At 31.9% G+C, this 15,614-nt stretch carries 14 protein-coding genes and 1 other annotated feature; of the genes, 9 read left to right on the top strand and 5 right to left on the bottom strand.

Features of this window, described 5'->3' with window-relative positions; translation table 11 throughout:
* The first annotated feature begins 9 nt into the window (after positions 1 to 9).
* From CS873_RS00940 to CS873_RS08170, 5 genes are all read left to right on the top strand, one after another.
* A complete protein-coding gene (locus tag CS873_RS00940; RefSeq protein ID WP_169922430.1) occupies positions 10 to 2,124 on the top strand; it encodes a M13 family metallopeptidase in 2,115 nt (704 codons plus the stop codon).
* 105 nt (positions 2,125 to 2,229) lie between these two features.
* Positions 2,230 to 4,374: a M13-type metalloendopeptidase gene (locus CS873_RS00935; protein WP_169922429.1), complete on the top strand. Its 2,145-nt coding sequence runs from the start codon at positions 2,230 to 2,232 to the stop codon at positions 4,372 to 4,374.
* Between the two features lie 95 nt (positions 4,375 to 4,469).
* On the top strand, positions 4,470 to 6,020 hold the full coding sequence (guaA, locus tag CS873_RS00930) for a glutamine-hydrolyzing GMP synthase (RefSeq protein WP_099974018.1): 1,551 nt from the start codon (positions 4,470 to 4,472) through the stop codon (positions 6,018 to 6,020).
* A 99-nt stretch (positions 6,021 to 6,119) separates the two neighbouring features.
* Complete coding sequence (locus tag CS873_RS00925; protein WP_099974017.1) at positions 6,120 to 6,707, top strand: TMEM175 family protein; 588 nt, start codon at positions 6,120 to 6,122, stop codon at positions 6,705 to 6,707.
* A gap of 759 nt (positions 6,708 to 7,466) precedes the next feature.
* Complete coding sequence (locus CS873_RS08170; RefSeq protein ID WP_179946634.1) at positions 7,467 to 7,757, top strand: hypothetical protein; 291 nt, start codon at positions 7,467 to 7,469, stop codon at positions 7,755 to 7,757.
* 85 nt (positions 7,758 to 7,842) lie between these two features.
* On the opposite strand, the gene CS873_RS00910 is transcribed toward CS873_RS08170, so the two are convergent.
* Together CS873_RS00910 and CS873_RS00905 are read right to left on the bottom strand one after the other, a co-directional pair.
* Positions 7,843 to 8,253, bottom strand: a complete 411-nt coding sequence (locus CS873_RS00910) for a peptide deformylase (protein WP_099975318.1) — start codon at positions 8,251 to 8,253, stop codon at positions 7,843 to 7,845.
* Complete coding sequence (locus CS873_RS00905) at positions 8,253 to 8,525, bottom strand: zinc ribbon domain-containing protein (RefSeq protein WP_099974015.1); 273 nt, start codon at positions 8,523 to 8,525, stop codon at positions 8,253 to 8,255. Before CS873_RS00905 ends, CS873_RS00910 begins: the two co-directional genes overlap by 1 nt.
* A gap of 174 nt (positions 8,526 to 8,699) precedes the next feature.
* Here CS873_RS00905 and CS873_RS00900 point away from each other — a divergent pair, with 174 nt between their 5' ends.
* Together CS873_RS00900 and CS873_RS00895 are read left to right on the top strand one after the other, a co-directional pair.
* Positions 8,700 to 9,422: a DUF975 family protein gene (locus CS873_RS00900; RefSeq protein WP_169922428.1), complete on the top strand. Its 723-nt coding sequence runs from the start codon at positions 8,700 to 8,702 to the stop codon at positions 9,420 to 9,422.
* Positions 9,423 to 9,480: 58 nt separating this feature from the next.
* On the top strand, positions 9,481 to 10,182 hold the full coding sequence (locus CS873_RS00895) for a DUF975 family protein (RefSeq protein ID WP_099974013.1): 702 nt from the start codon (positions 9,481 to 9,483) through the stop codon (positions 10,180 to 10,182).
* Positions 10,183 to 10,415: 233 nt separating this feature from the next.
* On the opposite strand, the gene asnA is transcribed toward CS873_RS00895, so the two are convergent.
* From asnA to CS873_RS00880, 3 genes are all read right to left on the bottom strand, one after another.
* On the bottom strand, positions 10,416 to 11,423 hold the full coding sequence (asnA, locus tag CS873_RS00890; RefSeq protein ID WP_099974012.1) for an aspartate--ammonia ligase: 1,008 nt from the start codon (positions 11,421 to 11,423) through the stop codon (positions 10,416 to 10,418).
* Between the two features lie 54 nt (positions 11,424 to 11,477).
* Positions 11,478 to 11,726, bottom strand: a binding site (T-box leader).
* Positions 11,727 to 11,806: 80 nt separating this feature from the next.
* Positions 11,807 to 12,532, bottom strand: a complete 726-nt coding sequence (locus CS873_RS00885; RefSeq protein ID WP_099974011.1) for a matrixin family metalloprotease — start codon at positions 12,530 to 12,532, stop codon at positions 11,807 to 11,809.
* A gap of 85 nt (positions 12,533 to 12,617) precedes the next feature.
* Entirely contained in the window at positions 12,618 to 14,024 is a 1,407-nt protein-coding gene (locus CS873_RS00880) for a C69 family dipeptidase (protein WP_099974010.1), read from the bottom strand.
* A gap of 778 nt (positions 14,025 to 14,802) precedes the next feature.
* Here CS873_RS00880 and CS873_RS00875 point away from each other — a divergent pair.
* Together CS873_RS00875 and CS873_RS00870 are read left to right on the top strand one after the other, a co-directional pair.
* Positions 14,803 to 15,054: a hypothetical protein gene (locus tag CS873_RS00875; protein ID WP_099974009.1), complete on the top strand. Its 252-nt coding sequence runs from the start codon at positions 14,803 to 14,805 to the stop codon at positions 15,052 to 15,054.
* A gap of 23 nt (positions 15,055 to 15,077) precedes the next feature.
* Complete coding sequence (locus CS873_RS00870; RefSeq protein ID WP_099974008.1) at positions 15,078 to 15,434, top strand: MmcQ/YjbR family DNA-binding protein; 357 nt, start codon at positions 15,078 to 15,080, stop codon at positions 15,432 to 15,434.
* Positions 15,435 to 15,614 lie beyond the last annotated feature (180 nt).

The raw sequence follows: 15,614 nt of genomic DNA, 5'->3' as shown, positions 1-15,614 counted from the left end.
GGAATAATTATGAAACATAAAAATTCTATTTTAATTTGTGGAGGGGTTCTTGCGGCAATTTTGGGGTTATCTGTGACCTTGAATACTGCCTACGCTGATGAAACAACTGATAATTCAACGATTTCAACGGAGAATGTTCAAAACAACACTCTAGTAGACAATGATACTATTGAAACTAGAAGTTTCAATCAGGTAACTTATCCAGGTGGAGATTGGAATGTTGATCCTACTGATGCAATACCTAACAGTAATTACTATTATTATGTTAATGCTCAGTGGCAAGAAGATAATCAGGCGTCTGATGATAAACCGGTAACTGGAATTAATCAAGATACTCAGATGGATGTGAGCGACCAACTTGATGCAGACATTCAGGAAATTCAAAGTGGCCAAATTACCGATGTATCAGACGGAATGAAACATGCAGTGGAATTTTATACTTATCTTCAAAATACATATGGTGTTGATGATCCTAATGCATATAAGGCAATGATGTCGCAGCTTAATCAAATTAACGACTTAAAGGACATAGATGATTTTAACAATAATTTGAGTGAACTTTATAAATCTGGGCTTAATTTACCATTTAGTTTAAGATCTGATGTTGGTGTTGAGGACAGTTCACAATACATTTTACACTTTGCAGCAGGATATCCGGTTTTCCCTCAACAAATACGTAACTGGGGTAATAAATCCAATATAGGGATGTCTATATATGCTCAAATGTCTAATAAGCTTTTAGGTTTAATTGGCTATGATTCAATCACTGCAAATAACATAGTGGCTAAAGCCATGAAGTATGATGAGCTACTAGCAAAGAATACCAATCAGGATATTTTTCAAAATGATTTAGCTGCTCAACCCGTACCAGATTATACAGTTAATTCAGATGATTTTATCAATAACTTTGATAGTTTAGATATAAACAAATTAATAACAGAAACATATGGTTCTACTGGTTCAAGAGTTTCTATCGATGATTTGGAAGGTTACAGACATATAAATGATTTAATAAATCCAAATACATTTGATGAAATGAAATCATGGATGGTTGTTAATAATCTAGTTCAAAATGCTGAGTTATTAGGATCAAAGGCACAACAAATTTATCATAATAACAATTTATATTCTGAATTTGATGCGCAAGATCCAGAAGATTTCGCAAATGAAAATTTGTATAACTACTATGGATCTATTTTAAGTAATTATTATGGATCTAAATACACATCAGATCAAACTATTGCTGGTGCTACTAAAATGGTTACCGATATTAACCAGGCATTTGCTCATAGGTTAGAAAGTAATACTTGGCTTAGTCAATCAACCAAAAACAATGCAATTGCTAAACTTAATAAAATGGCAATCAAGATTGGATATCCAACTCAAGTGACTGATAGTTACTCAGATGTTAATTTTGATCAATATATTCCACTTATAACGATTATTGATAATTTAAATCAAATCGATATTGAAAACAGTATCGAAAGTTTTAGTAAACCAGTTGATAGATCTATTTGGACAATGGGGGGCTATGAAGTAAACGCCCAGTACGATCCATCAAGAAATGAGATAACAATACCTTCAGCACAAATTTCTAAAGCATTTTACGATGTTGATGGAAACTCTAGTGAAAATTACGGTTCACTGGGAGCAACTATTGGTCATGAAATTTCTCATGCATTTGATAATATCGGGGCATTATATGATGCAGATGGAAACTTAAACAATTGGTGGACAGATAATGATTTCGCTAATTTCCAAGATATTGTCCAAAAAATGTCTATTGAATACAATAATATCCCTTATAATTCTACTGTATTAGATGGATATAAATCAGTTGGTGAAAACATGGCAGATAATAGCGGATTAGTGATTGCTTTAGATGTCGCAAAAAAACAACCTGATTTTAATATCAATAAATTCTTCGAGTCATGGGCAAAATCATGGCAGTACAGTGCACTTCCTATAATTGATCAAATGTATGCAATTATGGATGAACATATCCCAGGACCTGTTCGTGTTAATGTAACTTTACAGAATATGGATGATTTCTATAAAACATATGATATTAAAAAAGGTGACGCTATGTGGCTTGATCCTGAAAAAAGAATTACTATTTGGTAAAAGGTTGCTCATTGAGCAGCCTTTTTTATTAATATATTTGTTTTTACGTATAGCGAGGAATAAAATATAAATTATAACTTTAATAAATTAATGGGGGTATTAATTATGAAGCACAAGGGGAGTATATTCATTTGTGGTACAGCATTAGCAATTATATTGGGGCTGTCTGTAGAGATACAAACAGTAAATGCTGATACTGTTATACAAGATCCAAAGGTAGAAGTTGTAAGTAATGACAACAATGTAGCTGTCTCAGATGATCAAACAACAACTGATCAAGACACAACTAGTCAAGTTACATCAGATGATCAATATGCCGGTGGTGACTGGAGTGTTGATTCATCAACCGCAACACCACAAGAAAATTTTTATTACAACGTCAACGGTCAATGGTTAAGTTCTGCTCAAATACCTGAAGGCCAAGCATCTACTGGTGCCATGGATGAAATTCAAGATAACATTGATAAAGAGATGATGTCATCTTTGGAAAATATGGCCAATGGTAACCAAAAAGTTACAAGTTCACAAATCCAACAAGCTGTCGATTTTTACAAATTGGCAACAACTGGAAATAAGGACACAGATAAAAATTATAGTGACATTAATGCTGACTTACAAAAAGTTGCTGCTTTGAATAATTATGACGATTTAAATAATGCATTACTTGAATTAAGCAACGACAATATTAGTTTGCCTTTCAATTATAGTCTTGAGGCAAATTATAATAATTCCAACCAAGTTGTTCTAAACTTTTCTCCAGCAGCAAATATTTTGCCGGATTCTTCATATTATGATCCAGACAATGACGATGGAATTATCATGCTTTCTAGATATTCTGAATCAGCAACTAATCTACTTAAATTATTAGGATATAGCAGCGATGAAGCTGCTACTATGGTTGATCAAGCAATGGATTTTGATCGCCAAATTTATAGTAATTTAATTATAAATAACATGGAAAATGTAGATGATACAACTGATGTAAAACCCTATAATTATGTTTCAAATAGTGATTTTGTAGATAATTTTACTAATTTAAAAGTTGGAGATTTTTTAAATTCATTATTCACAAATAAAAGTAATGTTATAGATGTTTCTGATACTAGTTACTACAATAAATTCAACAATCTTGTTAGTCTTAAGAATTTTGACAATTTAAAATCTTGGATGATAGTTACAACAGCTATGAGTGAAGGTTCATATCTAGGAGAAGATGCACTTCAAGCAGTAGCTCCTTTTGAAGAAAAAGTTAGTGGTCTTGATGAACTTCCTAGTATGCAAAAATTAGCATATGATTGGACTGGTGATCAGTTTAAACAAGTTTTAACTCAGTATTATGGAAAAAATTATTTTGGTGAAGCAGCTAGAACAGACGCCACAAAATTAATAGATAATATCTTGTATGTCTATAAAGACCGTTTACAAAACAATACTTGGTTAAGTGATGCAACTAAGAAAAATGCTATTACAAAATTGAATAACATTAAACTTAAAGTTGCTTATCCTGATGATGTTGATGACATCTATAGTAAGGTTGAAATTTCTCAAGATGAATCTTTATACAATGTTATCAAGGATTTAAATAAAGCAAGTCAGGAAAGTATGATTTCCGACTACAATAGAGCATTCGACAAGTCAAAATGGACCATGCCTAGTTTTCAAGTAAATGCACAGTATGATCCACAAAATAACGATGTAACTATTCCAGCAGCTATATTACAGAGTCCATTTTACTCATCATCTCAATCAAGCAGTTCTAATTATGGTGCCATTGGTGCCGTTATCGGACATGAAATAACACATGCTTTTGATAATAGTGGGGCAATGTTCGATGCTAATGGAAACTATAATAATTGGTGGACAGAAGAAGATCAGTCTAAGTTCCAAGACCTAGTTGATGATATGGCAAATGAATATGATGGTATTCCTTATGCAGATGGAACAGTTGATGGATATCAAACTGTTGGCGAAAACATTGCAGACAATGGTGGTCTTAATGTCGCATTTGCAGCAGCTCAAAAGGAAAGTGATTTTAGTGCTAAAGAGTTCTTTGAATCATGGGAGAAGGCTTGGAGATATAAGACAACTAATGATCATGCAAATATACTATTAACTGTTGATCCTCATGCACCTGCACCAATTAGAGGAAATGTTGCTGTACAAAATTTTGATGATTTCTACAAAACATTTGATATCAAACCAGGAGATGCAATGTGGCTTGATGAAGCAGATCGCGTCAATATTTGGTAAAAAGACCCTTTGAGGTCTTTTTTTGTATAAATGATGACAAAAAGTCTTATTTCATATACAATTATTAGAACAATTCTTTCAAGGGGGACAATGATTTGAGCAAAAACTGGCCAGAAGCAGATAGCATTATTGTTTTGGATTATGGTAGTCAATATAATCAACTGATTACTCGCCGTATTCGTGATATTGGGGTATATTCTGAGTTATTACCAAACACTATTACAGCAGCAGAAATTAAAGAAATTAATCCTAAAGGTATTATCCTTTCAGGTGGTCCAATGAGTGTCTATGACAAAGATGCATTCACACTAGATCAAGAGATCTATGATTTGGGTATACCTATGCTAGGTATTTGTTATGGAATGCAACTTATGTCATATAACCTTGGTGGTAAGGTAGAATCAGCTGATAATCGTGAATACGGAAAAGCTGATATTGAGGTTCTAAAACAAGATTCACCACTTTTCAAAGACTTACCAAAAGATCAAGTTGTTTGGATGTCACATGGTGATTTAGTTCGTGAAGCACCTGAGGGATTCGATGTTATAGCTACTAGCAAGAATGCTCCTATCAGTGCCATTGGAAACAATGAACGTAAAATGTACGGTGTGCAATTCCATACAGAAGTTCGCAATACAGAATACGGAATGGATATTCTAAAGCACTTTGCATTTGATATCTGTGAAGCAGAATCAAATTGGACTATGGAAGATTTTATCAACCAACAAATTGAAGAAATTCGTTCAACTGTTGGTGATAAAAAAGTTCTTCTGGGATTATCTGGTGGAGTAGACTCATCTGTTGTGGGTGTACTGTTAAATAAAGCCATCGGTGATCAATTGACATGTATCTTTGTTGATCATGGTCTTTTAAGAAAGAACGAAGCAGATGAAGTAATGGCTAGTCTAGAAGGTAAATTTGGACTAAACATTATTAAAGTAGACGCTCAAAAACGCTTCTTAGATAAATTAGCAGGCGTTACAGACCCTGAAAAGAAACGTAAAATTATTGGTAATGAATTCATTCAAGTGTTTGATGATGAAGCATCAAAACTAAATGGAATGGAATTCCTAGCTCAAGGAACTTTATATACAGATATTATCGAATCTGGAACAAGCACAGCTCAAACAATTAAGTCTCATCATAATGTAGGTGGACTTCCTGAAGATATGCAATTCAAACTAATCGAACCTCTAAACACATTGTTTAAAGATGAAGTTCGTGCGCTTGGCGAAGAAATGGGGATGCCTCATAATCTAGTATGGAGACAACCATTCCCAGGACCTGGATTAGGAATTCGTGTTATCGGTGAAGTTACCGAAGAAAAACTTAAAGTAGTACGTGATAGTGACTTAGTTCTACGTGAGGAAATCAAAAAAGCTGGACTAGATCAAGAAATCTGGCAATATTTCACAGTTCTACCTGGAATTCGCTCAGTAGGTGTTATGGGTGACGGAAGAACATACGATTATACAATCGGTATTCGTGCAGTTAATTCAATTGATGGAATGACTGCTGACTTTGCTCAAATACCGTGGGATGTTTTACAAGCTATCTCAGTAAGAATGGTCAATGAAGTCGATCATATCAACCGTGTAGTGTATGACATTACAAGTAAGCCACCTTCAACAATTGAGTGGGAATAGACATAAAAATAAGCTATCTTATATTAAAATAAGATAGCTTATTTATTTTATTTTTGAGAAAGTACATAATTAGGCTAATATAATTATGGAGTTAAAATTATGAATAAAAGTAGAGTTGAAGCATTTGTTGATGCCATAATTGCGATAGTATTAACCGTACTTATCTTGGAGATAAAAGTACCTGAAGAACCAAGTTTAAAACTTTTATTTGGGGAATGGCAGATGGCGTTCTCATACTTAATGACATTTATTTTAGTTATGTTCAGTTGGTATGTTCAACATGAGATGTTTATTGCAATAAAATGGATAAACGTTGGCGGTTTTATCGGAGTATGTACCTGGTTATTTTGTTTATCATTTTTACCAATTGCCACATCATTTGTGGGTCACTTTCCAGAATACTGGGGGGCAGAATTAGTATATGTTGTAACATGTTTAATTTGGTTATTTTCAGCAAGATTTATGTCATATATGCTGCGACGGGATAATAAAGATGTTAAAGAATTAGATGATTTTTCAGAACGTCAGGCTGGAAAATTTATGCTAATAAGTAATCTTGTATGGACATTATTTGCAATTGTAGGTTTATTCTTTATTCCATACGTAGGATTATTAACACCTCTAATGACTGTATTGATTCAAGTGTTATCTAATATTATTGTCAAAAGAAGAAGAGCAACTAAATAGTTGAAAATATCGTACGTTATTTAGCTTTGTGTTGTATTACAATACAGGTAAGAAGTCTTCAACAATTGAGTTGAAATAATAAAAGTGACGCTATTTGAATTATGGAATAAAATTAATTATTGAAGGAAGTCATCCACATAAATGTGTGATGACTTTTTATTTATTAATCACAATGAAAAATCGGGGCTTTCGTCTTGAAGTGATATAGCTGGCAAATTGATATAAGTGTTTTGAATTATTTTTTAGTTAGTGTTTTCGAAAAGAATGTTAATAAAGTTGCAGACATTTCATATCTGACTCAACCAAATTTTTTACCTCAAATAAATGTTCTTGAGGATGCACTTAATGCAACTTTTTATCAACGATTATTAACATTTTTACTAAAAAGTCTAGATAATAATGACATCGACAATTGGTTTAGTCAGGGCCCAATGGCTTGTAAAATAATCTGGTTCATTTGATAATCCAGACTATGGTGTACACTTAAGGAGTAGCAATACTGGAATTTAAGTACCAACTTATACATTAAAAAGCTAACTATTTAAAAAATTGCTAGTGAACTCGTACAGTTAGTTCAGTATTGTTCTGTTGCTGTAAAAATTCATTCTGAAAGGGATTCGAATAGATGTAAAGTTAAGCACTAATGTTTTATTGGTAGCAACTTTTTGATTTTAGTCTAACTGGTTTTCTCTTTAGAGATGGACATTCTCTTCCATGGTGAGGAGAAGAAAATTATTAATTACTTATGGAGGTTAGCTTATGAAAGCTGTTGTTATATCTGAACCTGGTGATTCTAATGTGTTAAAAATTGTAGATCGTCCAATACCCACTGCTGATAATGAAAATTCAGTAATAAAAATACATGCATTTGGAATTCATGGGTATGAAGCTCTGACACGTGAAGGGTTATCACCGGATGTTGTATTTCCTAGAGTGATTGTAGTTGAGATTACTGCTGTGCTAGCAATAGATATTGCAACAGTGGCAGCAGTAATAATTGTAATTATTTTGTTATTTTTAATCATGTGGTTCCCCCTTAGTTATATATAATTATATTTGAATAATAATTAATTTCAATAAAATTTTTTATTGAAAAGATAATAAAAAAGAGGAATAACCAAATATTCCTCTCAAGCTAGATAATAATCCCATTGCAGTGGTCAATTTCATGCTGAATAATTTGAGCAATCCAATCAGAAAAATCTTGGGTATGTTCTATGAAATTGATGTCTAAGTATTTGACTTTGATATTTTGGTATCTCTGTGTGGGACGTTCGCCAGTTAGTGATAAGCAACCCTCACTAGTTTCGTAAATATTCTTTTTAGATATGATAACAGGATTAATCATAGGTACAGAAGTATTTCCTAACCTAAAAACACTAATATTTTTGCTGATACCAATCATATTAGCAGCCATTCCGACACAATTATCAGAATGATATTCAAGTGTATCCATTAAATCATTAACAACATTTAGATCATCTTTAGTTGCGGGTATTGATTTTTTAGATAGAAAATTTTCGTCAGCCATAATTGATTTAATCATTATTTGTTTTTTGCTGCTTTCCAACGATCTAATCCCTTAATCTGCATAGGATAGAACATTTTTAACATTGCTTTTTTGATAAAGTTATCGCTAGATTCATCAATTCCTTTTTTACCTCTAGAGATCATTTCTTCTATAGTAATGTTGGGTTCGATGAATTTTCCGTTTTCGTAGCAATAGTTACAATATTTAGATGATTTACTACCATCAGATTCTGTACCAAGATTTTCTGAATTTAGTGGCATTCCACAACTTTGACAAAATTTTTCCATATTTGATTCTCCTAGTTGAATTTAAATATATTTTATCTGAAATTAGAAGTAAAGACTAATTATATTTGATAATTTAATAAAAATTGGAATGACATATAAATTCATTTATTAATATTTTAAACGCGTATGATATATTTAATAGTGATGTATATCAGTATTTATAAGGGGGATTTTATGGAACAACATTACAAGAGTCGTGCAGAACTAAAACAAGATGTTAAAAATATGTATAAAGGTAACTGGTTATATGCAATTCTGTTAAATATAATACCTGCCATGATAGTTTTAGGAGCTATAAGAATTATAGAGGTGATATTTTTGCCAATAAGCGTCTTAATATCAGAACCGGTAAATAACGGTCAACCATTAGCATTAATTATCTTTATTCTTATAGGTTTAGTGAGTTTCATTATTTTAACAATAGGAATGATGCTAGTTTCTTACGGAGTAATGTTCACTCTTTTAGGGTGGTTGAGAGGTGAAAAAATCAACATGGATTCAGTATTTAATTCTGGATTTTCAGGCTTCTCACCCAAATATGTAAAAGGGAATATTATAATTGGAATTGAATCTTCCCTTTATTTTTATCTTTGGTCACTATTATTGGTTGTACCTGGAATAATTAAAATGATCTCGTACTCGCAAGCGATTTATTTGTATAAGGATTATATTGACGAAGGTAATAAAAAAGAATATAACTTTGGTGATTTTATAAATGAGAGCAGAAAACTTATGAATGGTCATAAATGGGAGTATTTTGTTTTGCAGCTTTCATTTTTAGGATGGTTCTTGCTTTCGATTCTTACATTGGGCATAGGTTTTATATGGTTAACACCGTATATAAATGCAACAAATGCTAATTTTTATGATAATCTAAAATCTAAAAAAATTAATTAAATTTATAATATGTGTGATATATTTTATAAGTAATGTTTATTAAACAAGGGGGGTTACAATGAATTCTAATTTTAAAACTAGCGCATCACTAAAAAGTAGCGCTAAAGAAATTTTGCATGGTAACTGGAGTAAGGGAATCATACTTAATATTATTCCTACACTTTATTATATTTTTGTAGGAATTGGGACAGTAGCCTATACTTCTACATATAATTATTATGATCCCCAATCAGCTACTAATAGTACTAATTCTGCATTTGGAATAATAGTTTCTATTTTATTGGGAATTCTTACATCAGGAATAGTGTTTGTATTCATAGATTGGCTTAAGACAAAGAATGCTCCAGAAACACCATTTAAGAGCGCGTTTGTTGCATTTACAAAGGATTATTTTACAGGTTCATTCTTTATTCAATTATTAAACTATATATGGGTATTACTTTGGTCTATTCTTCTTATAGTGCCCGGAGTTATCAAGGCAATTGCCTACTCACAAGCAATGTTTATTTACAAAGACGCGGTTGAATCTGGAAATACATCTGATCATTATACAGATTACATAACAAAGAGTCGTCAAATGATGGATGGAAACAAATGGAGATATTTTGTATTACAACTTAGTTTCCTTGGCTGGGATATCCTAGCATGGTTAACTTTAGGTATAGGATATATCTGGTTAGCACCGTATAAATCAGCTACTTTTGCTGCATTCTACCTTGATCTAAAAGAAAATCAAAATACTGCAGAAATCATAGATTAATTTCTATGATTTTTTTTATTTTCAAAAAATATTCATAGTTTTACAGAAAATAATTCTCATATCTGTATCTATATATTCATAATTTCAAGTTATTATATACCCATAGTCAGATAAGAGAGATGGCTAATAGATTTTTTCATTAATATTTCCCCCTTAAATATTAATTCCCCTCATAAATAACTTTCTCCCAAAAAGTTAAATAAAAAAGATGCCAAAAGGCATCTTTTTTTGTTTTATAGAATATTAATTCCGTTCTTTTTACATTCCTCAATCATATCCGCTGGCCAAATACTTGCTTGAACTTCCCCAACATGTGCTTTTCCTAGTAATAACATACATAGACGTGATTGGCCAATTCCACCACCAATTGTGTAAGGTAGTTCTTCATTGATAATCATTTTATGGAATGGTAATTCCAGACGAGCTTCTTCATCAAGCTCTTTTAGTTGAGATAACATGGCATCTTTATCAACTCGAATTCCCATACTTGATACTTCGATAGCTTGGTTTAGGGGCTCATACCAGAATATGATATCTCCGTTTAGTTTCCAATCATCATAGTCGGGTGCTCGTCCATCGTGACGTTCACCACTCTTTAACTTTCCACCAATTTGTTCTATAAATACTGCACCATACTCTTTACAGATGGCATTTTCACGTTCTTTAGGAGTTAAATCAGGATATTTATCTTCTAATTCTTGTGTTGTAATAAAGTGAATTTCATCAGGCAACTTGTGAACTGCTTCTGGGAATTTGTACCAAACTTCATGTTCCATATGTTTGATAACTTTGAAAACTTCTCTAACTGTTTCTTCCAAAGTTTCTTTGGTACGCTCATCTTTAGAAATCACTTTTTCCCAATCCCATTGGTCAACATAAATTGAGTGATAGTTATCCAAGTCTTCATCTTTACGAATAGCATTCATGTTTGTATACAATCCCTCATGTAGGTCAAATCCATATTCACCCAGAGCAAATCTTTTCCATTTTGCTAGTGAGTGGACGATTTCTATGGTATCGTCACCCATGTCTTTCATAGTGAAAGATACAGCCTGTTCAATCCCGTTCAAGTTATCATTTAAACCAGTAGATTTTTCTAAAAACATAGGTGCAGATAATCTAGACAGATTTAATTCTTTTCCAAATTCGTCTTGAAATGTTTCACGAATGTATCTTATAGCTTTTTGTGTATCCTTGATTGATAGTTTTGGATCATATGATTCTGGAATAATTAAGTTCATAATTTCAACCCCGCATTTAATTTTTCAAAATAAAAAAAGCCTTCCATCCCTTTGTATAGGGACGAAAGACTTTTCGCGGTACCACCCAAGTTGTCTATACTTAAATAGACCACCTCAATAAGAGTACTAACATACTCCTCCGAATGATAACGTACCGGTAACGTCTAAACCTACTAAGAAAACTTTTCAGCTAGAAACATTAGAAAGTGTTTTTCAAAATATTAAGTATCTGAATGAGTTCTCACTAATTCTCATTTCACTGTCAGTCTTAACATATCTACTTGTCTTTCTTGTTGTTATTTTATTTTGTGAACATATCATAGCATTTAATTTTTAATTTGCAAATAGTTTTTTAATATAAATCCATAAAAATTAGAAAAAAGTTAATTTTTATAGTAAATAGATCTCAAAGCATTCAGATCACTTTCAGATAATTTGCTAACGCCTTGATTGCTAGGGTACATCACAGAACTTGGGTCTTTGCTATGTTCTAGTCCTAAAGCATGACCTAGCTCGTGAACAGTAACTGAATCGGCTATAGATTCAGAATAAGACATATTGATACTTGCCGTTGCATGGTTAATTGCTTTTTTAGAGGCATCACTAGGACTATATGTAAGTTGTGGACCACCTTTACCTAATTCGATAGTCTGTCCATCAGTATAACCTTGATTATCGTGATAGATAGAAAATGTAATGGTATTTACATCATCACTGCCATCTCCTTCGACTAGTTTTACTAGTCCGGTATTATTATATGTGGAAATTGCATCGTTGAATGCTTGTCTGGCAACAGTTGGAGTTTTACTAGTAAAGTGATAATAATAAGTATTTTCCGGAGTGTATTCTTTAAATATCGAAAAAATCGGTGTTTGATTTGGGTACACTTTTTTTGCGGCAGCTTTTTCACTCTGTGCTGTTTCACCAGTTTCTATAGCAAATAATCTAGATGATAATGAACCGAATAAATTGGATATATCATTTTTGGACTGATTTAAAGTACTAACTAATGCTGATCTGTCAGCTTCTGTAGTTAGGTTGCTGTCATTGATGGCAAAAAAACCACCAACTGCTATTAGTACTACTATAAGTAAAATGTTTCTTTTCATTTCGTACTTCCTTTAATAAAGTTAATCCATTTTACTCCGAATTACTAAATGTGTCTATTAAAAAAAGCATCCGCAAGGGATGCTTTTAGTCGTTAAGATTATATCTTAATTTCATATGTTCTGAACCTAGAATAACCATGTCACCAAGTAATTTTGTTTGTCTAGTAAATGATTCATTAGCTAATTTTTCATTGGCATTTTGTAGATATTTTTTAACATCTGAACTCGAAGAAAATTCTGCATCGGTATCATTTTGAATTTTACGATAAGCACCCATTGCTTCTAGTTCGATGGTATCACGTAAATCAACATACAAATCGTAATCTGTATCTCCAAGGAGTGCAGTAGTACAACTCAACCAATACATGTTATTCATGTTGAAAGTTCCATTGGCATCTTTGTAACTTTCTGGAGTGTCATTAACGTTGCTGTAGAAAGGAACAACAGTGTTGAAAGTGTTAGCACCATAAGCTAACCAGTGAATTCCAGAAATATCTGCAGGAACATTATTTCTGATTTGAAGAATGTGGACGTTGTGGTTACGGTTTATTCCGATTGGACGAAGTAGTTGTTTTTCATCTTCAGTACCATTTCCATAAGGATCATATTCTGTATTTTCAAAATGAGAGCTTAGCACGTATTTTACATCTTCAATAGAGATCTTACGATTTGCAAAGCAGATAAATGGAAGATCTTGGTCATCGATATCTTGAATCAAATCAGGGTTGAAGTAACTCTGACCATACCAGGCACGAGGATTGTTATAGACAGTATCTTTTATAGTTGCACTACCAAAGATATGACGTAAATTGTATCCTTCAAAATCAGGATTTAAATTATATTTTGCGATAACATCTTTCAAATCACTTGAGCAAAGTGTATCCGCTGAATCAAAATCAAAGTCATCAATATTCATACGATTTGGTGCAACAACATAGGCATCATCAGGAATACGAACCGCAGCCCAGTGATGTCCACCAATTGTTTCTAGCCACCAAACTTCATTATGATCAGAAAAGGCAATTCCATTTGTTTCGTATGTTCCAAATTCTTCTAAAAGGGATCCAAGTCTTTCTACTCCTTCTTTCGCACTATGGATATAAGGAAGAACCAGTGTAACAAGATCTTCTTCACCAATTCCACCATCTACTAATGGATCAAATCCTAATACTCTAGAATTTGTAGTGATTGTTTCAGTAGCTGACATAGCAACATTTTCACTATTGATACCAGCAGCAGGCCAGATACCATTTGTCAAAATAGAGTTAGGAATTGAGGTATAACGCATAGGATTATCAGGAAGGTCAACTTGAACTTTGCTGATTACTGATTGATATTTTCTAGGTTGATCTTCAGGTTGAACAACGATAAAACGTTGAGGATCAAGTGCTTCATGGCCATCATCATTCCTTGAAATAATTGTAGAGCCATCAATTGAAGCATCTTTACCAACCAAAATTGTTGTACATGAACCTTGAATTTTTTTACTCATAAAAGAATACTCCTTTTGTTATTTAACTATCATTATAGACTTAATTAATCAAAAGTTAATAGTGGGTGAAGTTCTTAGTTGTTAGTTATAAAGATTCATTTAATTGGTATAAAGAAGCTATAAAATCTAGTGGATCTATTTTATAGGACAAATAAAAAAAGACATCATTACGATGTATTTTTTTTATTATTTTGTTACGTCGAAGAATTCGTCGTAAACTGCTGATGCTGTACAAGCAAGAACATAGTTAAATAGTGTAATCATTATATAGCTCCTTTGAATTAATTTATGGTTAAATAGTAATATATAATTTGAATTAATTTATGGTTAAATAGTAATATATAATTTGAATTAATACAATAGATAATATAAAAATATATTTAATTTTTAAATAGAAATCGTTATAAATAAAATTTGTTTTTATAAATTAAAAAAACTCTCAAATAATTTGAGAGTTAACTATAAAAAAGTATATGATAATGTATTATGAAATCCATTACATATACTATTTTTGATATAATGTAAGTTGTCTAAAAATACATTAAAGATAATTTTCAATATCTAACTTGATATTAACGAGTACCATCAAAGAATTCGTCATTAATTGCTGATAGAACACATAAACCTAAATAGTTGAAAAGTGTAATCATATCTAGTTACCCCCGAAATTATATTTGTTCTATAAAAGGAATATTTCCTTAATAAAGGACAACCACATTATCACAAATAAATTCATTGATGTCAAGTTGTATTGCTAATTATTATTGAAAGGAAAATAATGAATCAAAAAGATAAAGATACACTGGGTTTTTTCTTAAAATCTAAGCGTTTTTTTGCTGATATGAGTTTACAAGATGTCGTTGATGAGTTGTCAAAATATGATTATCAAAGTTCTACAACTGGATTGAATCAAATAGAAAGAGACCAAGTTAAAAAAGTTGATATAAGACTATGTCTTATACTCTCAAAAATATATGATTTTAAAATGAAGGAACTAGAAGATATTTTGAAAGTTGAAAAACATTCATAGGTTAATTAGTCAAAGGCAGTATTATGAAAATCAAAGATCAAGTTTTAGAGTATATAAAAACTGAATACGGTGAAGAAATCACTTTTCCTTTTAAGAAGTTTCCTGAAGACGGAGTTTTTCGTCATTCAGATCATGGCAAATGGTTTGCGTTAATTATGACCATTTCAGCTGACAAAATAGGCTTGGATAGTAATGAAAAGCTAGATATTCTTGATGTCAAAGTTGATCCAGAAATATTAGGGTCATTACGAAAAGATGAGGGATTTTACCCGGGTTATCATATGAATAAAGATTATTGGATTACTATTGTTTTGGATAGTACGGTCAGTTTAGACAAGATTACTCCGCTCATTGATATGAGTTTTGAACTGACAAAGTAACAGAATATTCACAACTATTCTAATTTATTTCTTATTTGTATAGATATATCTTCAAAATTTCAGGTTACTATATAACCATAGTCAGATAAAGATATGGCTAATAGATTTTTTCAATAATATTCCCCCCTTAAATATTAATCCCCTCATAAATAAATAACTTTCCCCCAAAAAGTTGAAAAA

This window comes from Companilactobacillus metriopterae (assembly GCF_002762335.1).
In the GTDB taxonomy this organism is placed as follows: Bacteria; Bacillota; Bacilli; order Lactobacillales; family Lactobacillaceae; genus Companilactobacillus; species Companilactobacillus metriopterae.
This window is presented reverse-complemented; position numbering and strand designations above follow the sequence as displayed.

What these genes read in the sequence shown, in the direction of transcription:
- CS873_RS00870 (WP_099974008.1), top strand. Translation starts at nt 15,078, where the DNA reads ATGAAAATCAAAGATCAAGTTTTAGAGTATATAAAAACTGAATACGGT.
- asnA (WP_099974012.1), bottom strand. Translation starts at nt 11,423, where the DNA reads ATGAACTTAATTATTCCAGAATCATATGATCCAAAACTATCAATCAAG.
- CS873_RS00885 (WP_099974011.1), bottom strand. Translation starts at nt 12,532, where the DNA reads ATGAAAAGAAACATTTTACTTATAGTAGTACTAATAGCAGTTGGTGGT.
- CS873_RS00935 (WP_169922429.1), top strand. Translation starts at nt 2,230, where the DNA reads ATGAAGCACAAGGGGAGTATATTCATTTGTGGTACAGCATTAGCAATT.
- CS873_RS00925 (WP_099974017.1), top strand. Translation starts at nt 6,120, where the DNA reads ATGAATAAAAGTAGAGTTGAAGCATTTGTTGATGCCATAATTGCGATA.
- CS873_RS00910 (WP_099975318.1), bottom strand. Translation starts at nt 8,253, where the DNA reads ATGATTAAATCAATTATGGCTGACGAAAATTTTCTATCTAAAAAATCA.
- CS873_RS00940 (WP_169922430.1), top strand. Translation starts at nt 10, where the DNA reads ATGAAACATAAAAATTCTATTTTAATTTGTGGAGGGGTTCTTGCGGCA.
- CS873_RS00880 (WP_099974010.1), bottom strand. Translation starts at nt 14,024, where the DNA reads ATGAGTAAAAAAATTCAAGGTTCATGTACAACAATTTTGGTTGGTAAA.
- CS873_RS00875 (WP_099974009.1), top strand. Translation starts at nt 14,803, where the DNA reads ATGAATCAAAAAGATAAAGATACACTGGGTTTTTTCTTAAAATCTAAG.
- CS873_RS08170 (WP_179946634.1), top strand. Translation starts at nt 7,467, where the DNA reads ATGAAAGCTGTTGTTATATCTGAACCTGGTGATTCTAATGTGTTAAAA.
- CS873_RS00905 (WP_099974015.1), bottom strand. Translation starts at nt 8,525, where the DNA reads ATGGAAAAATTTTGTCAAAGTTGTGGAATGCCACTAAATTCAGAAAAT.
- CS873_RS00895 (WP_099974013.1), top strand. Translation starts at nt 9,481, where the DNA reads ATGAATTCTAATTTTAAAACTAGCGCATCACTAAAAAGTAGCGCTAAA.
- CS873_RS00900 (WP_169922428.1), top strand. Translation starts at nt 8,700, where the DNA reads ATGGAACAACATTACAAGAGTCGTGCAGAACTAAAACAAGATGTTAAA.